Below are 21917 nucleotides of genomic sequence, written 5' to 3' on the forward strand. Positions count from 1 at the left end.
GGAATCAAAGCTTCGGGCCGGCTGCAACCAGCGCCTTTCCTGCCTCGTTTCCTTCATACTTTGCAAAGTTCTTAATAAATCTCTGTGCCAAATCCTTGGCCTTCTCATCCCACTCGGAAGCATCCTGATAGGTGTCACGGGGATCCAGAATTCCGCTGTCTACGCCCGGAAGCTCGGTCGGAACCTCAAAATCGAAGTAAGGAATCTTCTTGGTCGGAGCCTTCTGAACGTCACCGTTAAGAATTGCGTCGATAATCCCGCGGGTATCCTTAATGGAGATACGTTTTCCGGTTCCGTTCCATCCGGTGTTCACCAGATAAGCCTTTGCCCCGCTCTTCTCCATTCTCTTAACGAGTTCTTCCGCGTATTTGGTCGGATGCAGCTCCAGGAAAGCCTGGCCGAAGCATGCGGAGAAGGTCGGTGTGGGCTCGGTAATCCCGCGCTCAGTTCCCGCGAGCTTTGCTGTGAATCCGGACAGGAAATAATACTTTGTCTGCTCCGGAGTCAGGACAGATACCGGCGGAAGTACGCCAAACGCATCTGCGGAAAGGAAGATGACATTTTCCGCTGCCGGTCCGTGAGAAATCGGCTTTACAATCTTTTCAATATGGTCGATCGGATAGGAAACACGGGTGTTCTCGGTAACACTCTTGTCCGCGAAATCGATCTTTCCGTTCTCATCTACCGTTACGTTCTCCAGAAGGGCGTCCCTCCGGATCGCGTTGTAGATATCCGGCTCGGAATCTTTGTCCAGGTTGATAACCTTTGCATAGCATCCGCCCTCGTAGTTAAACACGCCGTTGTCGTCCCAGCCGTGCTCGTCGTCACCGATCAGCAGACGCTTCGGATCGGTAGAAAGGGTTGTCTTTCCGGTACCGGACAGTCCGAAGAATACAGCAGTGTTCTTTCCGTCCAGGTCGGTATTGGCAGAGCAGTGCATGGACGCAATACCCTTCAGCGGCATAAAGTAGTTCATCATAGAGAACATTCCTTTTTTCATTTCTCCGCCATACCAGGTGTTGATGATTACCTGCTCTTTCGATGTCACATTGAACACGACTGCCGTCTCGGAATTCAGACCCAGCTCTTTATAATTGGTTACCTTCGCCTTGGACGCGTTGTAAACAACGAAATCCGGCTCGAAGTTTTCCTGCTCCTCCGCGGTCGGCTTGATGAACATGTTGCGGACAAAATGTGCCTGCCATGCAACTTCCATGATAAACCGGACAGCCATTCTGGTGTCCTTATTGGCGCCGCAGAATCCGTCCACGACATAGAGCTTCTTGTTGGAAAGCTCCTTCTGGGCGATCTCCTTGACAACCTTCCAGGTCTCCTCGGAAGCCGGATGATTGTCATTCTTATACTCGTCAGATGTCCACCACACGGTGTCCCTGGAATTCTCATCCATAACGATAAATTTATCTTTGGGAGAGCGTCCGGTGTAAATACCGGTCATAACATTAACAGCGCCAAGCTCTGTAACCTGGCCCTTCTCATAACCGGTCAGACCTGGTTTTGTCTCTTCCTCAAACAGTTCTTCGTAGGAGGGATTGTACACAATCTCCGGGGTACCTGTAATGCCGTACTTGCTTAAATCAATCTTTGCCATTCTGGTTAACCTCCTTTGCAGGCTCCATGTTCTTCCTCCGACCCGTCCCAGGGCGTTCCGGACTTCTATGCCTGCAGCTTTCTGCTTTTGCACTGAAACTAATACAAAAAATGGTTCCGTTACCGATTATACATGAATCCTCTGAGATTGTCACCAGATTGACAATCGGAAAAATGCACGAAGAATTCAGGAAATGCCGGGATTCCTTGCGGATTTTGACGAACTTCGAGACATCTTCTCATCCCTCCCAGAACGAAAACCACAGCAAGACGCTTTTATGACACACAAAAGAACTGCCGCCTCCTTCCGCAAAAGGAAAAGCAGCAGTTCCGGGAAAATAAGGGTATTCTTTCTCAGGCGATTCCTGTGAACTGATAGCCGGCGTCCTCCACAGCTTTTTTCAGGACTGCCTCATCTACCGCCTTGCTTAACGTCAGGACAGCCTGTCCGCTGGTGCGTGAAACCTCCGCGGAAGTCACTCCGTCCAGTGCCTCCAGCGCGTTCTTTACGTGTTTTTCGCAGTTGCCGCACATCATTCCCTCTACTTTGATTGTCTCTGTCATGTTCTTATCCTCCTTGTTTTCTTCTTTGTCCTTCACAACCTTATGATATGAATCATCCGGGCCTGCGGCAGCACCTGCTGCTTCCCCGTCCGGATTATTCCCTAAAATTTTATCCGCGGCGTTCTCTCTTTCTTCTGCTCCTCCGGCGGTTTCCGGAAGCGCCCTGTGCCGCATCGGTCTGTCATGCGACGGGCTGTGCACTTTGAACAGGTTCAGCCGCAGCGCATTCATGCAGACCGTAAAGCTGGAAAGAGACATGGCCGCCGCACCCCACATAGGATTCATGTGAATTCCCGGATACAGCCCTGCCGCCATGGGAATCAGAATGACGTTGTAGGCAAACGCCCAGAACAGGTTCTCATGTATATTCCGGAGTGTCGCCCTGCTCAGGCGGATCGCGGCCGATACGTCCGTAAGCTTTGAGTTCATCAGTACGATATCCGCGGAATCTATGGCGACATCTGTACCGGCGCCGATGGCGATCCCTGTGTCTGCCCTTGTAAGTGCAGGCGCATCGTTAATGCCGTCTCCGACCATGGCCACCCTGCCGCGTTTCTGCAGCTCCCGGATGACAGATTCCTTTCCTTCCGGAAGAACGCCGGCAATGACTCTGTCCACCCCGGCCTGGCTGCCGATGGCCTTTGCCGTCCTCTCATTATCGCCGGTCAGCATGACCACTTCAATTCCCATATTCTGCATTTCCCTGACCGCCTGGGCGGAGTCATCCTTGATGACATCCGCCACGGCAATAATGCCGGTCAGCTTCCCGTCGCTTTCAAAAAACAGGGGTGTCTTTCCCTGCCCGGCCAGATCCCTCGCCTTTGCCCGGATGGCCTCGGGAATCTCCGTCCGCCCGGAAATAAACTTCTCCGATCCTCCATAGAGGAGATGTCCCTGCAGACGGCCTTTTAACCCGTGGCCTGCCAGGGCCTCGAAATCCGTTACCTCCTGTCCGGCTATTTTTTTTGCCTGGGCTGCTTCCACAACCGCCCTTGCCAGCGGGTGCTCCGATTTTCTCTCCAGCGCATAGGCGCTCTCCAGAAGTTCTTCTTCTGTCACTCCTTCTGCCGGAATCATGTCGGTTACCTGCGGCTTTCCGGCTGTAATCGTTCCTGTCTTGTCCAGCGCGATAATCTGCACCTTTCCGGCATTTTCCAGCGCTTCGGAAGTCTTGAAAAGGACGCCGTTTTTGGCTCCCATTCCATTTCCTACCATGATGGCGACCGGAGTCGCAAGGCCGAGGGCGCAGGGGCAGGCAATCACCAGCACGCTGATGGCGCGCTCCAGGGAATAGGCCAGACCGCCGCCGGCAAACATCCATATCACAAGAACCGCCGCGGCAATCAGGATAATGGCCGGCACGAAGATACCGGAAACCTTGTCCGCCACACGGGCAATCGGCGCTTTTGTCGCCGCCGCGTCGCTGACCATCTGGATGATCTGGGAAAATGTCGTGTCCTCCCCGATTCTTGCCGCTCTTGCCCGGATAAACCCGGACTGGTTGATGGTGGCCGCAGAAACGCTGTCATCCACGCCTTTGTCCACCGGGATGGATTCCCCTGTCAGCGCCGACTCGTCTACCGCGGTTGTCCCTTCGATAATCACACCGTCCACCGGGATGGACTCTCCCGGCTTTACGACAAAAATGTCTCCCACCTGCACCTCGTCAATTCCCACCTGCACCTGCTCTCCGTTCCGCTCTACAACAGCGGTCCTGGGCGCAAGCTTCATTAAATTCTTCAGCGCGTCTGTAGTACGGCCCTTGGAAAGAGATTCCAGCGTCTTACCCACAGTGATCAGGGCGGGAATCATGGCAGCCGACTCAAAATAAAGTTCATTATGATAGATGGGCATCAGGTCCGCATTCGCGGTCCCTGTTGTTGCCAGATACGTCATCTTTAGCAGAATATACAGGGACCAGCCGAACGACACACCGGAGCCCAGGGCTACCAGCGTATCCATATTCGGGGCACGGTGCGCCAGCGACTTAAAGCCGGAGGTAAAAAATGCCCGGTTGATTATCATGACGACAATGGCCAGAAGCATCTGGATGACCGCCAGGCCGATATGGTTATGAACCAGAAAGAACGGAACCGGCCATCCCCACATATTGTGTCCCATCGTGATATACATCAGGACCAGAAGGAAGCCTACCGAAAGCACCAGACGTCTGACAAGCTTTGGTGTCTCTCTGTCCTTCAGGGCATCCTCTTCTGCCGCCAGCTTCGCGCTCGCGCTTTCCTTCTGAACCGTTTCTTCCCGGGGTGCCGCGCCGTACCCGGCGTTCTCCACAGCTTTTACAATTTCCGAATCTCCTGCCGTACCGTCCACAGCCATGGAATTTGTAAGCAGCGATACCGTAACGGAGGAAACCCCCGGTACCTTCGCCACAGCTTTTTCCACATGGGCCTGGCAGGACGCGCATGTCATTCCTGTTACCGTAAATTGCTTCATTGCTCTGTCCCTCTCTTCCGCCGCCTCATTTCATCAGCTTCTGCAGCACTTCACAAAGCTCGTCTATCGTCTCATCCTTTCCTTCCTGAATGTCATGAACTACACAGCCGCGGATATGACATCCCAGAAGAACCTTGTTAAAGCTGTTCAGCGCGCTTGTAGCCGCCGACACCTGAATCAGAATATCCGGGCAGTAGGCATCATTTTCTACCATCTTTTCGATTCCCCGGATCTGGCCTTCCACCCGTTTCAGTCTGGTCAGAAGTGCTTTCTGCTCCTGTGGTGTTCTCTTTTTATGCCTTCCGCTGCCGCAGCAGGATTCCTCCTGTGCCGCCTGCAGCGCTCCGCCGTCTGTACAGCATTCCCGTTCTGACCCGTCTGCCCCGTGTTCCGCAGCAGAAATGATTTCTGCTCCCGGCTTTTTTTCAACCGCCATAATCTTTTCCTTTCCCCCGCCGCATGCCAGCTCTGTATGTATGCATATGTTTATATACCCCTGGTGGGTATCATGTGAGCATAGAATATACCCTTTGGGGGTATATGTCAAGGGCAAATTCACAGGAACCCTGTAATTTTTTCCCCGACATGATATTATAATGATACCAGGGGCGGGAATTGCGTCAAAATTTCTTGCATGAGTATTTGGAGAAGAGAATAGAATGGATACAAAAGAAGAGAAAATGCGTTCTCACGATATGGATATGCTGAACGGACCGCTGGCGGGTAAAATTTTCCTGTTTTCTCTGCCGCTGGCCCTGACCAGTATTCTGCAGCAGCTTTTTAACAGTGCGGACCTGGCGGTGGTCGGCCGTTTTTCCAGTTCTACGGCGCTGGCAGCCGTGGGGGATAACAGTGCGCCGATCAATCTGATTGTTTCCCTGTTTGTCGGGCTTTCTCTTGGCGTCAACGTCGTCATCGGCATGCTGATCGGCCAGGGAAAAAAAGAAAAAATCCGGGAAGCAGTTTCCACCATCTACCTGGTTGCCATCCTCAGCGGACTGATTCTTCTGCCGACCGGAGAGCTTGTCGCGAGGCCTCTCCTTTCAGCCATGGGCACGCCGGAGGATGTCATGGGCCTTGCCCTGCTGTACCTGCGGATTTACTTTTTCGCGACGCCTTTTATTATGATTTACAACTTCGGCTCGGCTATTCTCCGGGCACGCGGAGATTCCGCCAGACCGCTGATCGCACTGGCTGTCTCCGGCGTGATCAATATCGGGCTGAACCTTTTCTTTGTGATCGGTTTTCACATGTCTGTTGACGGAGTGGCCTATGCCACAGTAATTTCGAATATCATCAGCTCTGTGCTGGTAACCGTTTTTCTGATCCGGGAGAAGGGGGAGTTTCACCTGTCCCTGCGTCATCTGAAAATCCACAGGGAGTACCTCTCCACCCTTTTCCGAATCGGCATTCCGGCCGGCCTGCAGGGAATGGTTTTCTCCCTGTCTAACGTGGTGATCCAGTGGGCGATCAACTCTTTCGGCTCCAGCGCCATTGCGGGCTCGACCGCCGGACAGAATTTTGAATTCATGGCCTATTTCATCGTAAATGCCTTTTCGCAGGCAGCCGTGACCTTTACCGCGCAGAATTACGGGGCAGGCAAATACGACCGCTGCCGACGCGTATACGTCCTGTCCATGCTGCTGGGCGAGGCCCTGACCTTCGCGCTGTCCATGGCCTTCTGGTTCGGAAAGGATATCCTGCTCCAGCTTTTCACCACGGATCCGGAAGTCATTTCCTTTGCCGTGGTCCGCATGTTCTGGGTATCCAATCTGGAAATCGGGACAGGCACCTATGAAATTCCGGGCGGCTGTCTCCGTGGAATGGGAATCAGCATGGCGCCGACCCTGGTTGTTATTTTCGGGTCCTGCGTGTTCCGGCTCATTTACATCGCCACCTTTTTTGCCTCCCACCACACATTCACCACCCTTTTGATGGCCTATCCCATTTCCTGGGCGATTACCGGAATTTCCGTCCAGCTGATGTATTTCATCATGCGCAGAAAAAAGCTTGCGTAATCAGCCCCGGTTCCCGGCATCCGAATCCTGGACGGTTTCCGTGCTGTCCCCTTTTTTAGCGGGAAAGATCTTCGTCAGCAGGATCATGATGGCAATCAGGACAAGCGTAACAATGAATATTCCAAGCATCCCCAGACCCATAATCTTCAGTGACTCTACAAATGTACTCATGACTTAACCTCCTTGTCAAAATGCTTACACAAGCGGAACCAGGCTCAGGATCAGGCCGCCGGCAATAACAGACGCGATCTGTCCGGAGACATTTACCCCGGTGGCCTGCATGATCAGGACATTGGAGGAATCCTCCTTCATGCCCATCTGGGTGATGACCCTTGCGGACATCGGAAACGCGGAAATTCCACAGGCACCGATCATCGGATTGACCTTTTTATCTTTTGGAAGGAACAGATTCAGAAGCTTCGCGAAAAGCACGCCGCCTGCCGTGTCAAAAATAAACGCAACCAGTCCCAGAAGAAGAATCAGCAGCGTCCTGACATTCAGAAAGTCCTCCGCACGCATCTGGGATGCCACGGTCAGTCCGAGCATCAGCGTAATAATGTTTGCCAGCGAATGCTGGGCGGTATCGGAAAGAGCATCCAGGACGCCGCACTCACGGACCAGGTTTCCGAACATCAGGAAGCCTACCAGGGCGACCGATCTGGGTGCCACAATTCCCGCCACAATCGTGATGCAGATCGGGAAAAGAATTTTTACGGGTTTGGAAACGCTGTGCGGACTGTAGGACATATGCATCCTGCGTTCTTTTTTTGTTGTCACCGCGCGGATAACCACCGGCTGGATGATCGGCACAAGCGCCATGTAGGAATATGCCGCGACAATAATCGCCCCCAGATATTTAGACCCGAAATAATTCGCGACAAAAATGGAGGTCGGTCCGTCCGCCGCGCCGATAATGCCGACAGACGCCGCATCCTGGAGGCTGAAGCCCATCAGTGTTGCCAGACTGAGTGTGAAGAAGATGCCAAACTGCGCCGCTCCTCCAAAGAGCATCATCAGCGGATTGGCAAGAAGAGGCGTAAAATCAATCATCGCCCCGATGCCGATAAAGAGCAGCAGAAGGAACAGCTCGTTGGCAATTCCCGCGTTAAACAATGTGTCCAGCGGTCCTTCTGTCACCACCCCGTTGATCATCTGCGTAACGGCTCCCGACATAGGCAGATTAACCAGCACGGCGCCGAATCCCATCGGCACCAGCAGGGACGGCTCCATTTTTTTTACGATTCCCAGATAAATAAGGACACCGCCGATGATCCACATGGCCACCATCTGCCATGTGATGTTCCCCGCATTTGAGAAAAGTCCTAAAATTTCCTGCATAAAAAACTCCTTTCTGTGATCCGCGCAAAAATGGCGGGACTTCGCTGCAGCATAAAAGCTGCAACAGAAGTCTCGCCATAAGATTTCATAAAAATATGAAGCTCTTCAGACCGGTCTCGGAGATTTCTCCCGTGTTGACGGAACCGGTCACAGCAGCGCTGCAGGCTACTCCCTGTCTGTTGAATACGGCACTTATTCTACAAAACTTCCCTTGAAATTGCAACCGGAAAATTTTAGGCAGACACAAGGCAAACATACCATACGCCGATAAAAAAGTTTTATGCCAGCACGGAGAGGAAAGTTTTGTAATCCTCCTCGTTCTGGTCCGCGTAAGCTTCGGCAAAATGAATCATCGCCTCTGTAAACTTGCTGCTTTTACCGATATACCCGGCAATCGCGTGACGGTTTCCGGTCTTGGCATGGGCATGCGCAAGTATTCTGGCGCAAAGCGCGCAGTACCCCGCGAAATCCGCCTCTTCTATTTTGGTGAGGTCAAAAGCCCCTTTATAATCCCAATACTGGCGGACATAATAATCCCGCTCCCTGCCGTCCGTATCCGGAATACGCGCCCATCCGGTCAGAATGTCTCCGTAGGTCTGCGCTGCCCGAAGCCCTTCTACCACCCGTCGGCCGTGCTCCAGATATTCAGATTTTCCGGCATAGGGCTCCAGCACGGAATCGTTGGCTTCCTTGATCTGAAGGACCAGCGTATCGTGTCCCCCTCCGCCTTCCAGCAGGATCAGCCAGCAGCGGGTGCCTACGCTTCCCACCCCTACGACCTTCCGCGCTGCATCCCGCACCACATACTGGTCTACCAGGTAACGGCGTTCCCTGGGGAGACTGAGCCTGTACTGCTTCAGCACATGTCCCAGCATCTTTGTCACCTCATCGGCGGAAGCCCCCATGTTTTTTTCATCCAGCATGGACCTCACCGGCACAATCCTGGGAGGATCCGAGCGGAAGCGCAGCTGCCCGTTCTCCATCTCCGTGTATTTCATCACGGCCTTCTCCCGGTTTTTCGCAAGTGCCTTCTCCAGTGTTTTTTCCAGAAGGGCTCTGCTTATTTCCGGCATCTGCCCGGAATACCTTTCGTGAAGCATTTCCATGTCCACATGATCGTACCAGACATCAAGCGCGCTCATAGAAGAATACTGCCGCATAGAATCCCGATACATGGCTGCCGCTTCCGTAAGCGCCCGCGTCCGTGTCTCCGCAGAAAAATTCCGGTCCCTGCCGCAGACCTCTATGCTGGCCATCATGCGCTTGACATCCCATTCCCAGGGCGCGGGAAGCGTCTCATCAAAATCATTCAGATCAAAAACCAGATGGCGCTCCGGCGAGGCAAATATGCCGAAGTTTGCGATATGCGCGTCCCCGCAGGCCTGCACCCGGATACCCGTTGCCGGGCTTTCCGCCAGATCGGATGCCATAATAACGGCGGCTCCCCGCAAAAAAGCAAACGGCGACGCACTCATTCTCTCATGCCGGACAGGCAGAAGTTCCTGCACCCTGTTTTTTTCCTGCCCGAAAATCAGACGGATCTTGTCTTTCCTCCCCGACCAGACGTCCCACTTGCCAAGCTCCGTTCTGGAAATTGTTTTCCGGGCGTTCTTCCCCTGTGCCTTCCCCTGCTCCGGCTGATACCTCTCGCTTCCGGAAATTTCTTTTACAATGGAATTCCGTATCTGCCCGATCAAAAAGGCTGCTCTTTTTGCCCGTTCTGAGGAAAACACAGGCGCGCCCGTCCCGATGATCTGCTTCAAGGCCTGTGCCAGCACTGTCCCTTCCGGTTCCCTTCCTGCCGTCTGCGCGTTTTCTGTCTTCTCCTTTTCCTGAACCTCTGTCCCCGGCAAAGTTTCCTGTTTGATCTCTTCCCCGCTGCTGACGCTCATTTTCATTTCCTTCTTCCATCCCCTGCTTCTGTATTTTCCCTTATTTTTCACTATGGAAATTATAACCGTTCTCCTGTTTTTGACAATCCGCTTTTTCCGAATCCGCCCGGTTCGGATCGGATGATACATTTTTCCCCGTCTGTAAGCAGACTTCCCGCCTCTTTTCGGATATAATGATGACAGCAGGGACAGGAGGCCATCCCCCGATTCATGCAGATAAGATCGGTTTATGCCCTTTGGGATTGGCATCATCACATAACAGAAAGAACCGCAGGGGAACAATTACCCGGCTGTCGGGAGAAACAGATATGCTTGAACTCAGGAACATATGTAAAGAATATCGGACAGGGGATTCCGTCCAGACGGCACTGGACCATGTGAATCTCACCCTTTCGGATATGGAATTCGTCGCCATTCTGGGGCCCTCCGGATCCGGAAAGACCACGCTCCTGAATATCATCGGCGGCCTGGACCGGTATGACAGCGGAGATTTGATTATTGACGGCATTTCCACCCGGAATTACTCCGACCGGGACTGGGACGCGTACCGAAACCGCGCCGTCGGTTTTGTCTTCCAGAATTACAACCTGATTATGCATCAGAGCGTGCTGTCCAATGTCGAACTTGCCCTTACCATTTCCGGCATCACCGGCGAGGAGCGCAAGCGCCGGGCAGAGGACGCCCTGCTCCGCGTCGGCCTTGGCAGCCATATGTCCAAAAAACCAAACCAGCTCTCCGGCGGGCAGATGCAGCGAGTGGCCATTGCCCGCGCGCTGGTCAACGACCCCAGCATTGTGCTTGCCGATGAGCCGACCGGAGCCCTGGACAGCGATACCAGCATCCAGGTTATGGAACTGCTGAAGAAGGTCTCCCGAAGGCGTCTGGTTGTCATGGTCACACATAACCCCGAACTGGCCGAAAAATACGCTACACGGATCGTCACCATTCGTGACGGCCATTTTGCGGGGAGCCGGGATCTGCCCCAGAACCGCTTTTCTCCGGAAGATTTATCGGAGAAGAATACCGGAGACAGCAATACCGGAAAGGAACACCCCCTCCGTCAAGATTCCGTGAAAAACGGACGCTTCCGCCGGACCTCCATGACCTTTTTTACCGCACTTGCGCTCAGCTTTCAGAACCTGCGGACGAAAAAAGCGCGCACCTTCATGGTTGCCTTCGCCGGTTCCATCGGCATTATCGGCATTGCGCTGATCATGGCGATCGAAACAGGCCTGCAGCAATACATAAAGGCAACGGAGAAGGCCACACTCTCCCAGTACCCGATCGAAATTTATTCCACCGGGATTGACTGGTCCTCCTTACTGACCGAGGGCTACGGAAATCTTTTTGCCAGCAGCACAAATACGGCATCCGGGCAGGAGAACGTGTCCTCCGGCTCAGACGAAATAGCCGTAAATACCCTTGCCAAAAACATTTTTACCGGCATGAATAAAAATGACCTGGCGTCCTTCAAAAAGTACCTGGAAAGCGGAGAATCCGAAATACCGGATTACGCGGCAGACATCGAATACAACTACGGGATAGAGCCGCAAATCTACCGTCTGGAGAAGGACGGATCCGCGGATCAGCTGAACCCTAACCGCATGCTCTCGGATATGCTGACCTCCATTATTGATGTCAGCAGCCTCATGAACGGATTTGTGGGGGAATCTCTTTTTCACGCCATGCCGTCTGACCCGTCCCTCTATGAGGCATCCTACGAGGTCAGGGCAGGACGATGGCCGCGGAACAACCATGAGCTGGTACTGGTCCTTACCGGAGACGGACGGACCTCCGACTTCATGCTTTATGAGCTTGGCATCCTGGATCCGGAAGAACTGCGGCAGATGATCCGGCAGTTTTCCTCCGGTTCCGGCAATTCCATTCTGGATTTTGCCCAGAATGCCGCCGCGGCAGTCGGGGCGGACAGCTCCGGAAGCAGTTCCTCCTCCGGCAGCGCCGCCGCTTCTTCTTCACCCTCGGACTCGGCCTCTGCGGTATCCTCCTCTTCCGGGGACGGCAGCCCCGTCATCTGTACATACAGCGATTTTATCGGAAAAACCTTCAAACTGGTTTTGAACAGCGACACGTACACCTACGACAGCCAGATGAAGGTGTGGAGTTCCCAGACAGACAATGAGGCCTACATGAAGAACCTGATACAAAACGGGGAGGATCTGACCATTGTAGGAATCGTCCAGCCGAAAAACGGGGCGTCTGACCTGATGCTTTCCTCCGGAATCGGCTATCCGCGGGGGCTGGTTAATGATATCATGAAACAGGAGCGCCAGAGTGAGCCGGTAAAGGCCCAGCTTGCCGATCCGGATACGAACATCTTCACCGGGAAGAAGTTCTCGGATCCTTCGTCCGGAGCTTTTGACTTTGGCAGCATGATTACCCTGGATCACGACGATGTCGCGAAGGCATTTCACGTAAATACCGATGCCGCGGACTCCGATACCATGCAGAATTACCTGTCCGCTGAGATTGATAAAATGTCCGGGCAGATTATTCAGTACGCCTCCCAGGAGGCGGAAGCGGAAATATCCGGTATTTCTCTGGACGATTTTCTGGATCCGGATGAACTGGAAAAGCAGATACCGCAGCTTTCCGGGGATGATCTGAAGGAAATTCTGAAAGCAGCATCTGCCAGTCTCTCCGGGGATGCCGTTCAAAACGCGGTCCGTGCGCTGGGAGAAGGCTACACGGCCTATCTCGGAAAGCAGCTGGAGGATCCGGACACAAGAAAGGCATACGAAGAAAGCCTGGCATTAATTTTCCGCCCTGTCACCGATTACGTGTCGGAGTATCTGAAATCCGATGCCGCCCGATCCGTAATAGAAGAACAGTTTCAGGACTTCATCCGGCAGAACGCGGCCCTGTTCACTCCGGAAAAAATACAGGCCATACTGCAGGAGGAAATACAGGCATATCTGACATGGGTGGCACAGCAGAATGCAGAACGTCCGGCAGATGACCAGCTCTCTGCGGACAATCCCCTGGTTATCCAGCTGTACCTCTCCGGCAGCGAAGGACAGCAGCGGATCAGCGCCCTGGCGGCTTCTGTGACGAGTCAGGCTGCCGCCCTTAGTAAAGACCAGCTGTTGCAGCTGGCGGACGCGCTGGCACAGTCCTTCGACAGCTACGCGGCGCAAAACACCATGCCGAATCTTTCCGATCTAAGCCGCCGACTGGCGGATAACCTGACCGGAAGCCTGACGGATTACCTTTCTACAGAAGACGCACAGAACACGGTAATGGCCGCTGTTTCCTCCGTCATCAGCGAAAGCGGCCTGCAGCGTGCCGTCTCCGACGCGGTAAAAGAAAAACTGTCTGATGCGGCCGGCCAGACAGCGCAGGGCATAACAGAAAAAATCAACCGTATGGCCGCCCAGAAGCTTCAGTCTTTCACCGAAAAAACCGCCTCCCAGGCAAAACAGATCGTCCTTGACACCATTTCCGGCGATTACCCGCAGATCGCGGAATATATAAACCGGAATATCGGCGATTTCTTTACGGTAAATGAAGACCTGTTCCGAAAGGCCATCCGTGTGGACGCAGGGGTTTCCGAGCTGCAGTCCATCCTGACCTCTTTTCTGAACAGCGGAAAGGCGACTCTGACAGGCAACCTGACCGAATTTGGCTGGGCAGATCCGGAAAGTCCCGCAGAGATTCTGATCTACCCGGAAGATTTCAGCGCCAAGAACAAAATCGCTGATTTAATCACGGACTACAACAATGCCAGGAAGAGCAGCGGAGAAAAAGACAAGGTTATCACCTATTCCGATGTGGTGGCCACCATGATGCAGTCCGTGACCGATATCATTGACTCCGTCAGCCGCATCCTGATGGCGTTCGTATCCATCTCCCTGGTCGTCTCTTCCATCATGATCGGAGTAATTACCTATATCAGTGTGCTGGAGCGCAAAAAAGAAATCGGTATCCTGCGTGCCATCGGCGCCTCCCGCCACAATGTAAGAGAGGTGTTTAACGCGGAAACTTCTATTACCGGATTTCTGTCCGGGTGCCTGGGCATCGGCATCACCTATGCCCTGGTTCCCTTGGCGACCGCACTGATCCGGCAGAAAACCGGACAGATGATCCGCGCAGCCCTGCCTCCCCTGATGGCGGCAGGACTGATTCTTCTCTCTGTTTTCCTGACCTTGCTGGCAGGACTGATTCCTTCCGGGCAGGCCGCGCGCAGCGACCCCGTTGCGGCGCTCCGCTCAGAATAACAGCATCATTTTGCATAAGAAAGGAAATTGTTATGAGACTTGCTCTCGCGCAGATGAAAATGAGCAGTGACAAAACAGACAACCTGATCCACAGCCTGAAGCTTCTGGAGACAGCTGCCGGAAAACAGGCGGATCTGATCCTCTATCCGGAGGTGCAGCTTTCCCCCTTCTTCGCCCAGTTTCCAGCAAACCCGGGAGGCTGCTGCGGCGGGCTCACCGGGCCGGAAGCAATCACCGAAGACGATCCGGTTTTTCAGACTTTCCGGGAACTCTGCCGTCAGAACCACATCATGGCTTCCCCGAACTTTTATTTTCAGGCAAAGAACGAGCGCACATCGGACAGAACACAGGAAGAGAATGGCAGCATCGCCGGAGGTAAAAAATACGACGCCAGCTTCCTGATCGACAGGGAGGGCCGCGTCATCGGATGCCAGAAAATGGTTCACGTCGCCCAGACCCCCCTGTTTTATGAGCAGGACTATTACACCCCGTCGGATGACGGCTTTCATGTTTATGAAACAGAAGGAATGAAAGCAGGAATTGTTGTCTGCTTTGACAGACATTATCCGGAAAGCATACGGACGGAGGCGCTTCTCGGCGCGGAACTGATTCTGATTCCCACAGCCAACGTAAAGTCCGAACCCATGGAAATGTTTGAGCAGGAAATCCGCGTACAGGCCTACCAGAACTGCTGCTACATTGCCATGTGCAACCGGGTCGGGAAAGAAGCAGCCATGGACTTCGCCGGTGAATCCCTGATTGTAGATCCAGATGGAAATGTAATTGCAAAAGCAGGCGCACAGGAGGAGCTTCTAATTGCCGATCTGGATCCGGAGAAGGCGCGCGACGCGCGCAGACAGCGCCCGTATCTGAACCTCCGCCGGCCGGAATTTTATGCGTAATTGCTCCGGAAGGTGCCATGCTGCAGAGAAGCGGCGCTGACGCGCTGCCGGCCAGCCTCCAGGCAGGAAAAACAATCCGGCTCTCTTTCTGCGTTTTCTGTGTGATTCACTATAAAAAAATCGATTCTGCATGCAGATGAAAAGTCCGGCGTCTTTCAGCAAGACGCCGGACTTCTTTAAACTTTAGAACCTTACGCACGTACCGTCGGCATTCCGCTGAAGGACATTGGTGACCTGAAAGCCTCCGCCCTGCAGAACCTTGGTCATCTGTTCTACCGAAACTTCCCCGGTTGCCTTGATTTCAATTTCAACACCTCGCTCCGTGTGGAAAACAGCTATATTCTCCAGGTTTGCGTTCTCCTGGGCAAACAACTGCGCCACCTTCAGGAACTGACCGGGTCTGTCCTCGCAGGACACGACAAACCGTGTTCCCGGTTTACGGTAGCCCGTCAGATCAATAAACGCACGGTAAATATCTCGATCCGTGATAATTCCAAGAACTTTTCCGTCTTCATCCACTACCGGAAGAACAGAGATGTCATTATCTGCCATAAGGCCGGAAGCCTCTTCCAGAAAAACATCCGGTCCGATTGTTTTAACATCTTTAATCATAATATCGCCCACAGTCGTGCGCGTAAGCAGATAGTTCAGCTCATAGATGGAAAGCGACGTACGGTCTGCTCCGGATTTTTCCTTTACCAGGCCTCCTGTTACCAGACCAATCAGGTGTCCTTCATCGTCCACCACGGGTAATCGGTGAAAGCCTCCCTTGCCCATGATATCTGTTGCCTTAAGAAGAGAAACATCCCTTTTAATTACCGCGGGATTCTTTGTCATATGATCTTTTACAAACATAATTAACCTCCCAGGTATGCCTTTCTTACACGCTCATCCTTCGCCAGCTCCTCGCCGGTTCCCTCCAGCGTGATCTTTCCGGTTTCCAGCACATAGGCTCTGTCGGCAATCGCAAGCGCCATACGCGCATTCTGCTCCACCAGCAGCACCGTTGTGCCTTGCTTATTGATGTCCTCAATAATATGAAAAATTTCCTTTACCAGCAGAGGGGAAAGTCCCATCGACGGTTCGTCCATAAGAACCAGCTTCGGCTTTGCCATCAGCGCGCGCCCCATTGCCAGCATCTGCTGCTCTCCTCCGGAAAGCGTTCCGGCAAGCTGTGTACGCCGTTCCTTCAGCCGCGGAAAAAGATCAAATACCCTTTCCTGATCCTTCGCGATTCCCGCCTTGTCTCTCCGGGTATAGGCGCCCAGAATCAGGTTTTCCTCTACCGTCTGCTGTGCAAAAACCCGCCGCCCCTCCGGCACCTGGGCAAGTCCCAGGGAGACAATTTTGTGAGACGGCATCTTCACCAGATCCTGTCCGTCCATGGTAATAGAGCCCGACGCAGGCTTAAGCAGCCCTGAAATCGCGTGCATGGTTGTTGTTTTGCCCGCACCATTTGCGCCGATCAGCGTTACGATTTCTCCGTCTCTGACCTCAAAGGAAATACCCTTGATGGCTTCGATCATTCCATAGCGCACTTTCAGATTTTCAACTTTCAGCATAGCGCATTCTCCTTAATCACCGATATAGGCTTTAATTACTTCCGGATTATTCTGAATCTCCTGCGGAGTTCCCTCCGCAAGCAGCATGCCGTAATTCAGAACGGTGATATGCTCGCAGATCCGCATAACCAGCTGCATGTCGTGCTCAATCAGGAGAATCGCGATTTTAAAGTGATCCCTCACCTCCCGTATCATCGCCATAAGTTCCTCTGTTTCCTGCGGATTCATGCCCGCCGCGGGTTCATCCAGAAGCAGGAGCTTCGGCCTTGTGGCCATGGCACGCGCAATTTCCAGGCGGCGCTGCTGCCCGTAGGGAAGATTGCCTGCTGTCAGAGACGCATATTGGGAAAGATGGAAAATCTCAAGAAGTTCTTCTGCCTCTTTCTCCGCTTCCTTCTCCTCGCGGCGGAAACGCCCGGTACGGAAAATGGCGTCAAAGTTGCTGTACCGGATATGGTTATGCATTCCCGTCTTCACATTGTCTATCACAGACATATTGTAAAACAGGCGGATATTCTGAAAGGTCCGGGCGATGCCTGCCTGCGAGGCTTCCACCGGATTCAGCTTTTCCATATCCTTCCCCTCAAGAAAAATCTTTCCGCGGGTAGGCTGGTAAACCTTAGTCAGCATATTAAACACGGTTGTTTTTCCTGCTCCGTTCGGACCGATCAGCCCGTCGATCTGCTCCGGATATATTTTCATATTCAGGTTATTCACCGCGGTCAGTCCGCCAAAATCAATACCGAGATCCTGAACCTCCAGAATCGGCTGTCTGTTTTCCTCAGCCATTGACTGACGCCCCCTTTCCGCTGCCGTTCCCGGCCTTCCCTTTGCGCAGAGTTTTTATCTTCATGCGAATCGTCTGGTTATTCGTCACAATCATAATGACAATCAGAACAACCGCATAAATCAGCATACGGTAAATGGAAAGGAACCGCAGCATCTCCGGAAGCACCACCAGAAGAGTTGTCGCAATAATCGTTCCGGTCATATTTCCCAGTCCGCCCAGCACAACATAGACAAGAATCAGGATCGAAAGATTGAAATCGAATTTCGTTGCCGCAAAGGAGGAATAATTCATTCCGTAAAGCGCACCGGCGGCTCCGCCAAGCGCCGCAGAAACTACAAACGCCAGCGTTTTCTCCGCGACTGCGTTAATGCCGACGGTCGACGCGGCAATCCGGTTGTCCCTGCAGGCCATGATAGCACGCCCGTTTCTGCTGTACATAATGTGATACACAACAATCAGAGAAATCAGGACAAGAAGAAAACCTGCCGTAAAGTTAGAAGCCGTTTTTACGCCGGTGGCTCCCATGGGTCCGGAAATCATCATGCTGCCGTCCGGCTGCATCTGAATCGTATTATTGACAAAGCTGAAATGCAGCCCGTTTCCGTCAATGCCCAGGTACACATTGTTGATAATATTCACAATAATCTGTCCGAAAGCAAGCGTCACGATGGCAAGGTAATCGCCCTCCAGCTTCAGCACCGGAATGGACATCAGCCAGCCCAGGAAACCTGCTACCAGCGTTCCGCAGATGATGCAGATCAGAAGCACAAGCGCAGGAGCTGTAATTCCGTGAAAATTCAGCACCCCTGCGATAATAACCGCCGTGAAGGCGCCAAGTGACATAAAGCCCGCCTGACCGAGATTCAGCTCGCCGGAAATACCGACATTCATGTTCAGGCCGATCGCCGCGACAATATAGCAGCACACCGGAACCAGCAGAGAAGAATACTTCCTTCCCAGAAGGCCGGAGGCGCTCATAATGCTCAGTACGATAAAGAGCACAATGACAATCGAATAGGAAACCGCAGAATTCCTGTTGATGCTTAATTTTCTTTTCATCTTCGGCCTCCTCTCAGACTTTTTCGCTGACCTTGCGGCCAAGAAGCCCTGCCGGTTTAATCAGCAGGATGACTACCAGTACGCCAAATACAATCGCGTCCGACAGCTGCTGTGAAATATATGCCTTGGAAAGATTCTCGATCACCCCAAGCAGAAGTCCTCCCAGGAAGGCACCGGGGATGGATCCGATACCGCCCAGGACAGCCGCCGTAAATGCTTTAATTCCGGGCATGGCTCCCAGTGTGGGCGAGATGGAGGGATAGGTCGAAGCCAGAAGGACCGCCGCTACCGCCGCAAGACCGGAGCCGATGGCAAAGGTAAGTGAAATAATCGCATTCACATTGATTCCCATGAGGGTCGCCGCCCCTTTGTCCTCCGAGCATGCCCGCATCGCGCGTCCTGTATTTGTCCGGCCGACAAACAGCATCAGAAGTATCATAATAATGCAGCAGACGGCAATCGTAATAATCGTCAGCCATGAAATCGAGAGGGAACCGAGCGTCAGTCCTCCCTGCGGAAAAATATTCGAGGGAAAGAATTTGGAATCTGCTCCCCAAAGGATCAGCGCACCGTTCTCCAGAAAATAAGAGACACCGATGGCGGTAATCAGCACGGCCAGCGAAGAAGCCTCACGGAGCGGTTTATAGGCAAGCCGTTCAATAACAACACCAAGCACAGTGCAGGCAAGAATAGAAAGCAAGATGGCGACAGCAGGCGGCATTCCGGCTCCGGAAATTGCAAAGAACGCAACATACGCGCCGACCATAATGATGTCGCCATGCGCGAAGTTCAGCATTTTTGCAATTCCGTAAACCATGGAATAACCGAGCGCCATAATCGCATAGACGCTTCCCAGTCCCAGGCCGCTGATCAGATATGACAGGAATTGCATGGGAATACCTCCTCAGATGAAAAGAACAGAAATCTGCCCCGGAGCAGCCGGCAGAACCGGTTCTCCGAAGCAGATCTAATCATTTACTCGGCAGAAACATAGGCGCCGTCTTTAATTACAATGGCACGCGGCTCCTTGGAAACTTCTCCGTTCTCATTCCATGTGATATCTCCGGGAGCGGTGATACCCTGGAACTTCATGGTTGTAAACTGCTGGATCAGCGCCGCGGTAATATCATCCGTAGAGCTCTCCGGTGTTACATCCGAATTGTTCAGCGCCTGTGCAAGTGCGTAAACGGCATCGTAGGCGTCGGCTGCAAACTGATTCGGGGTTTCGCCGTATTTGTCCTTGTATGCCTTTACAAAGTTCTGGGTCTTTTCATCCTGAGCGTCAGCAGAGAACGGGGTCAGCATGTAAAGTCCCTCTGCCAGAGAGGTATCAAAGTTATCCTGTGTCAGGATACCATCCATACCGTCACAGCCAAAGAAGGTCGGCGCATATCCGGCGTTCTTTGCCGCCTGCAAAACCAGAGAAGCGGGCTGATAGTATATAGGAAGAAATACAATATCTGCTCCGGCATCCTGTGCCTGTTTAATCTGAACCGAGAAGTCGGTTGCCCCCTTTGTAAAGGTACCGGTGCTGACAACATTCAGATTCTTTGCCTTCGCCTCTTCTACGAAAGTGTTGTAAATACCGGTGGAATAGTTGTCGTCATTGCGGTAAATAATGCCGACCTTTGTGCCAAGATCCGTGTGCTCGGACAGATAATCCGCGGAAGCTTTTCCCTGGTTCGGATCCGTAAAGCACATCTGGAACACATTTCCATAGGGATTCGTGTTGTTCTCGGAATCCTGATAAATAACAGCTGTGGAGGAGCCGGACGGTGTAATGCCGAAGATATTGTCCTCTTTATAGAGCGGAGCTACCGACTGTCCGGAACCGGATGTAACGGTAAGCAGAGAAAGCTGCATACCCCAGTCGGCCAGCGTATTGTAGGCATTTACAGCTGCCTCGGTATCCGCCTGGTCATCCTGGAAGTTCATCTCAAACTGAACGCCTCCCTGCTTGTTGATTTCATCAATAGCCAGTTCCGCGGCATTCTTTACGGCAATTCCGTAAACAGAAGCGTCTCCGGAAAGCGGGCCGGAACCTCCCAGCTTAAAAGCCTCTCCGGAAGCTGTGGTTGTTGTTCCGGAAGCTGAACCGGATGCCACCTCTGCATCCGATCCGGAAGCAGCGGCAGAAGATGTACCCGCGGAAGATCCGCAGGCTGTCATTGCGCCGCAGAGCGCGGCGATAACACCCAAACGCAAAAATTTGTTTCTCATAAAAGATTCTCCTTCCCTTATTAAACCATTTCAAAAATGTACAAGCCCTATAATAAGCGAAAACGAAAACGGATGCAATGCCATTTCCCCGGCGAATGCCCGCTGATACATGAAAAATTTGCCTCCTGAACCCCTTTTTGGTGAGCGCAGGAAAATACAGAACGCCAAAAAGGGTGTGTCCTGCGCACACCCGATCCCATCGGCCGCCCTCTGCACCCGCCTTATAACACAGCTGTCAGCCTGTCCACATCCTCCATTTGTGTCGCCCAGCTGGTTGCGATCCTCATAATAACATGGGAGTCATCTGCGTTTTCCCAGAAGCCAAGCTCCACCTTTTCTGAAAGAGCAGCGGCCTTTTCCTTATCCAGAACTACAAATATCTGATTCGTCGGAGAACCGTATGTCGTCGGATACCCTTTTTCACGCAGTGCCTTCCGGATCGCGTCAGCCGCCGCAATGGCAGGAACGCCGATTTTCCCATAAAGGCCGTCGGTAAACAGCGTATCAAACTGAATCCCTGCAATACGTCCCTTCGCAAGTAATGCCCCGTGCTGCTTGATCATCGTAAAAAGATGCGGAATATAGTCATGCCTGGGAATAACCACAGCCTCCCCGTACAGCGCGCCGCACTTGGTTCCCCCAATGTAAAAAGCATCGCAGAGCGCGGCGAGATCCGGAAGAGTGACATCGTTTTCACGGCAGGCCAGCGCATACGCAAGTCTCGCGCCATCCACATAAAGCGCAATCTGATAGTTACGGCAGACACCGCTGATCCTTTTCAGCTCATCCAGGGAATACAGCGTGCCATATTCCGTCGGCTGGGACAGATAAACCATGCCCGGCATAACCATATGCTCATGGTTTGCGTCATTCCGGTACTGGCTGATGCACTTTTCTATCCCGTCCGCTGAAATTTTTCCGGCTGTATGGGGCAGGGCAAGCACCTTATGTCCGCCGTACTCAATCGCCCCCGCCTCATGCATGCTGATATGTCCGCTTTCGGACGCAATCACTCCCTGATAAGGACGAAGGATCGAGTCAATCATGACCGCGTTGGTCTGTGTGCCTCCCGCAAGAAAAAACACATCCGCCTCCGGCGACTGACACGCCGCGCGGATTTTGTTTCTGGCCGATTCGGAAAACACATCGAACCCATATCCCTCTGTCTTCAGCAGATTGGTTTCCAGCAGCCGCTCCAGGATTGCCGGATGCGCCCCCTCCATATAATCCGAAACGAAAGACAGTTTTTCTTCCATCTGTCTATTCCTCACTTCC

At 52.9% G+C, this 21917-nt stretch carries 16 protein-coding genes; 3 read left to right on the forward strand and 13 right to left on the reverse strand.

Going from position 1 to position 21917, the window contains the following annotated elements; genetic code table 11:
* Nucleotides 1-4: 4 nt before the first annotated feature.
* The 3 genes from pckA to FYJ60_RS06020 all read right to left on the reverse strand — a co-directional run bounded on the left by pckA (nt 5) and on the right by FYJ60_RS06020 (nt 5062).
* On the reverse strand, nt 5-1609 hold the full coding sequence (gene pckA, locus FYJ60_RS06010) for a phosphoenolpyruvate carboxykinase (ATP) (RefSeq protein ID WP_154457764.1): 1605 nt from the start codon (nt 1607-1609) through the stop codon (nt 5-7).
* A gap of 353 nt (nt 1610-1962) precedes the next feature.
* The gene (locus tag FYJ60_RS06015; protein WP_154457765.1) at nt 1963-4626 is read right to left on the reverse strand and encodes a heavy metal translocating P-type ATPase; all 2664 of its coding nucleotides are present in this window, start codon (nt 4624-4626) and stop codon (nt 1963-1965) included.
* Nucleotides 4627-4651: 25 nt separating this feature from the next.
* Nucleotides 4652-5062 carry a metal-sensing transcriptional repressor gene (locus FYJ60_RS06020; RefSeq protein ID WP_154457766.1) on the reverse strand — a complete coding sequence of 137 codons (411 nt, stop codon included), beginning with the start codon at nt 5060-5062 and terminating at the stop codon, nt 4652-4654.
* A gap of 223 nt (nt 5063-5285) precedes the next feature.
* Here FYJ60_RS06020 and FYJ60_RS06025 point away from each other — a divergent pair, with 223 nt between their 5' ends.
* Nucleotides 5286-6644, forward strand: coding sequence for an MATE family efflux transporter (locus FYJ60_RS06025; RefSeq protein ID WP_235903343.1), 1359 nt, complete (start codon nt 5286-5288; stop codon nt 6642-6644).
* On the opposite strand, the gene FYJ60_RS06030 is transcribed toward FYJ60_RS06025, so the two are convergent.
* From FYJ60_RS06030 to FYJ60_RS06040, 3 genes are all read right to left on the reverse strand, one after another.
* Nucleotides 6645-6815, reverse strand: coding sequence for an OadG-related small transporter subunit (locus tag FYJ60_RS06030; RefSeq protein WP_154457767.1), 171 nt, complete (start codon nt 6813-6815; stop codon nt 6645-6647). It abuts the gene before it with no gap.
* Nucleotides 6816-6839: 24 nt separating this feature from the next.
* Nucleotides 6840-7982, reverse strand: coding sequence for a sodium ion-translocating decarboxylase subunit beta (locus FYJ60_RS06035; RefSeq protein ID WP_235903344.1), 1143 nt, complete (start codon nt 7980-7982; stop codon nt 6840-6842).
* Between the two features lie 278 nt (nt 7983-8260).
* Nucleotides 8261-9874, reverse strand: coding sequence for a DUF2252 domain-containing protein (locus tag FYJ60_RS06040; RefSeq protein ID WP_205838978.1), 1614 nt, complete (start codon nt 9872-9874; stop codon nt 8261-8263).
* Between the two features lie 308 nt (nt 9875-10182).
* Between FYJ60_RS06040 and FYJ60_RS12460 the strand changes: the two genes are divergently transcribed.
* Together FYJ60_RS12460 and FYJ60_RS06050 are read left to right on the forward strand one after the other, a co-directional pair.
* Nucleotides 10183-14109 carry an ABC transporter ATP-binding protein/permease gene (locus tag FYJ60_RS12460; RefSeq protein ID WP_205838979.1) on the forward strand — a complete coding sequence of 1309 codons (3927 nt, stop codon included), beginning with the start codon at nt 10183-10185 and terminating at the stop codon, nt 14107-14109.
* A gap of 32 nt (nt 14110-14141) precedes the next feature.
* Nucleotides 14142-15011 carry a carbon-nitrogen hydrolase family protein gene (locus FYJ60_RS06050; RefSeq protein ID WP_154457769.1) on the forward strand — a complete coding sequence of 290 codons (870 nt, stop codon included), beginning with the start codon at nt 14142-14144 and terminating at the stop codon, nt 15009-15011.
* Nucleotides 15012-15194: 183 nt separating this feature from the next.
* On the opposite strand, the gene FYJ60_RS06055 is transcribed toward FYJ60_RS06050, so the two are convergent.
* From FYJ60_RS06055 to FYJ60_RS06085, 7 genes are all read right to left on the reverse strand, one after another.
* Nucleotides 15195-15866 (reverse strand): CBS and ACT domain-containing protein, encoded by a 672-nt coding sequence (locus FYJ60_RS06055; RefSeq protein WP_154457770.1) that lies wholly within the window; start codon nt 15864-15866, stop codon nt 15195-15197.
* A gap of 2 nt (nt 15867-15868) precedes the next feature.
* Nucleotides 15869-16573 carry an ABC transporter ATP-binding protein gene (locus tag FYJ60_RS06060; protein WP_154457771.1) on the reverse strand — a complete coding sequence of 235 codons (705 nt, stop codon included), beginning with the start codon at nt 16571-16573 and terminating at the stop codon, nt 15869-15871.
* Nucleotides 16574-16585: 12 nt separating this feature from the next.
* A complete protein-coding gene (locus tag FYJ60_RS06065; RefSeq protein ID WP_154457772.1) occupies nt 16586-17362 on the reverse strand; it encodes an ABC transporter ATP-binding protein in 777 nt (258 codons plus the stop codon).
* The gene (locus FYJ60_RS06070) at nt 17355-18422 is read right to left on the reverse strand and encodes a branched-chain amino acid ABC transporter permease (RefSeq protein ID WP_154457773.1); all 1068 of its coding nucleotides are present in this window, start codon (nt 18420-18422) and stop codon (nt 17355-17357) included. The genes FYJ60_RS06065 and FYJ60_RS06070 overlap by 8 nt, the downstream gene beginning before the upstream one ends.
* A gap of 13 nt (nt 18423-18435) precedes the next feature.
* Complete coding sequence (locus tag FYJ60_RS06075) at nt 18436-19314, reverse strand: branched-chain amino acid ABC transporter permease (protein WP_154457774.1); 879 nt, start codon at nt 19312-19314, stop codon at nt 18436-18438.
* An 83-nt stretch (nt 19315-19397) separates the two neighbouring features.
* On the reverse strand, nt 19398-20642 hold the full coding sequence (locus FYJ60_RS06080) for an ABC transporter substrate-binding protein (protein WP_154457775.1): 1245 nt from the start codon (nt 20640-20642) through the stop codon (nt 19398-19400).
* Between the two features lie 221 nt (nt 20643-20863).
* Nucleotides 20864-21898, reverse strand: a complete 1035-nt coding sequence (locus FYJ60_RS06085) for a threonine aldolase family protein (RefSeq protein ID WP_205838980.1) — start codon at nt 21896-21898, stop codon at nt 20864-20866.
* Nucleotides 21899-21917 lie beyond the last annotated feature (19 nt).

It is taken from the genome of Bilifractor porci (assembly GCF_009696005.1).
Taxonomy (GTDB): Bacteria; Bacillota; Clostridia; order Lachnospirales; family Lachnospiraceae; genus Bilifractor; species Bilifractor porci.

What these genes read in the sequence shown, in the direction of transcription:
- pckA (WP_154457764.1), bottom strand. Translation starts at nt 1,609, where the DNA reads ATGGCAAAGATTGATTTAAGCAAGTACGGCATTACAGGTACCCCGGAG.
- FYJ60_RS06015 (WP_154457765.1), bottom strand. Translation starts at nt 4,626, where the DNA reads ATGAAGCAATTTACGGTAACAGGAATGACATGCGCGTCCTGCCAGGCC.
- FYJ60_RS06020 (WP_154457766.1), bottom strand. Translation starts at nt 5,062, where the DNA reads ATGGCGGTTGAAAAAAAGCCGGGAGCAGAAATCATTTCTGCTGCGGAA.
- FYJ60_RS06025 (WP_235903343.1), top strand. Translation starts at nt 5,286, where the DNA reads ATGGATACAAAAGAAGAGAAAATGCGTTCTCACGATATGGATATGCTG.
- FYJ60_RS06030 (WP_154457767.1), bottom strand. Translation starts at nt 6,815, where the DNA reads ATGAGTACATTTGTAGAGTCACTGAAGATTATGGGTCTGGGGATGCTT.
- FYJ60_RS06035 (WP_235903344.1), bottom strand. Translation starts at nt 7,982, where the DNA reads ATGCAGGAAATTTTAGGACTTTTCTCAAATGCGGGGAACATCACATGG.
- FYJ60_RS06040 (WP_205838978.1), bottom strand. Translation starts at nt 9,874, where the DNA reads ATGAGCGTCAGCAGCGGGGAAGAGATCAAACAGGAAACTTTGCCGGGG.
- FYJ60_RS12460 (WP_205838979.1), top strand. Translation starts at nt 10,183, where the DNA reads ATGCTTGAACTCAGGAACATATGTAAAGAATATCGGACAGGGGATTCC.
- FYJ60_RS06050 (WP_154457769.1), top strand. Translation starts at nt 14,142, where the DNA reads ATGAGACTTGCTCTCGCGCAGATGAAAATGAGCAGTGACAAAACAGAC.
- FYJ60_RS06055 (WP_154457770.1), bottom strand. Translation starts at nt 15,866, where the DNA reads ATGTTTGTAAAAGATCATATGACAAAGAATCCCGCGGTAATTAAAAGG.
- FYJ60_RS06060 (WP_154457771.1), bottom strand. Translation starts at nt 16,573, where the DNA reads ATGCTGAAAGTTGAAAATCTGAAAGTGCGCTATGGAATGATCGAAGCC.
- FYJ60_RS06065 (WP_154457772.1), bottom strand. Translation starts at nt 17,362, where the DNA reads ATGGCTGAGGAAAACAGACAGCCGATTCTGGAGGTTCAGGATCTCGGT.
- FYJ60_RS06070 (WP_154457773.1), bottom strand. Translation starts at nt 18,422, where the DNA reads ATGAAAAGAAAATTAAGCATCAACAGGAATTCTGCGGTTTCCTATTCG.
- FYJ60_RS06075 (WP_154457774.1), bottom strand. Translation starts at nt 19,314, where the DNA reads ATGCAATTCCTGTCATATCTGATCAGCGGCCTGGGACTGGGAAGCGTC.
- FYJ60_RS06080 (WP_154457775.1), bottom strand. Translation starts at nt 20,642, where the DNA reads ATGAGAAACAAATTTTTGCGTTTGGGTGTTATCGCCGCGCTCTGCGGC.
- FYJ60_RS06085 (WP_205838980.1), bottom strand. Translation starts at nt 21,898, where the DNA reads ATGGAAGAAAAACTGTCTTTCGTTTCGGATTATATGGAGGGGGCGCAT.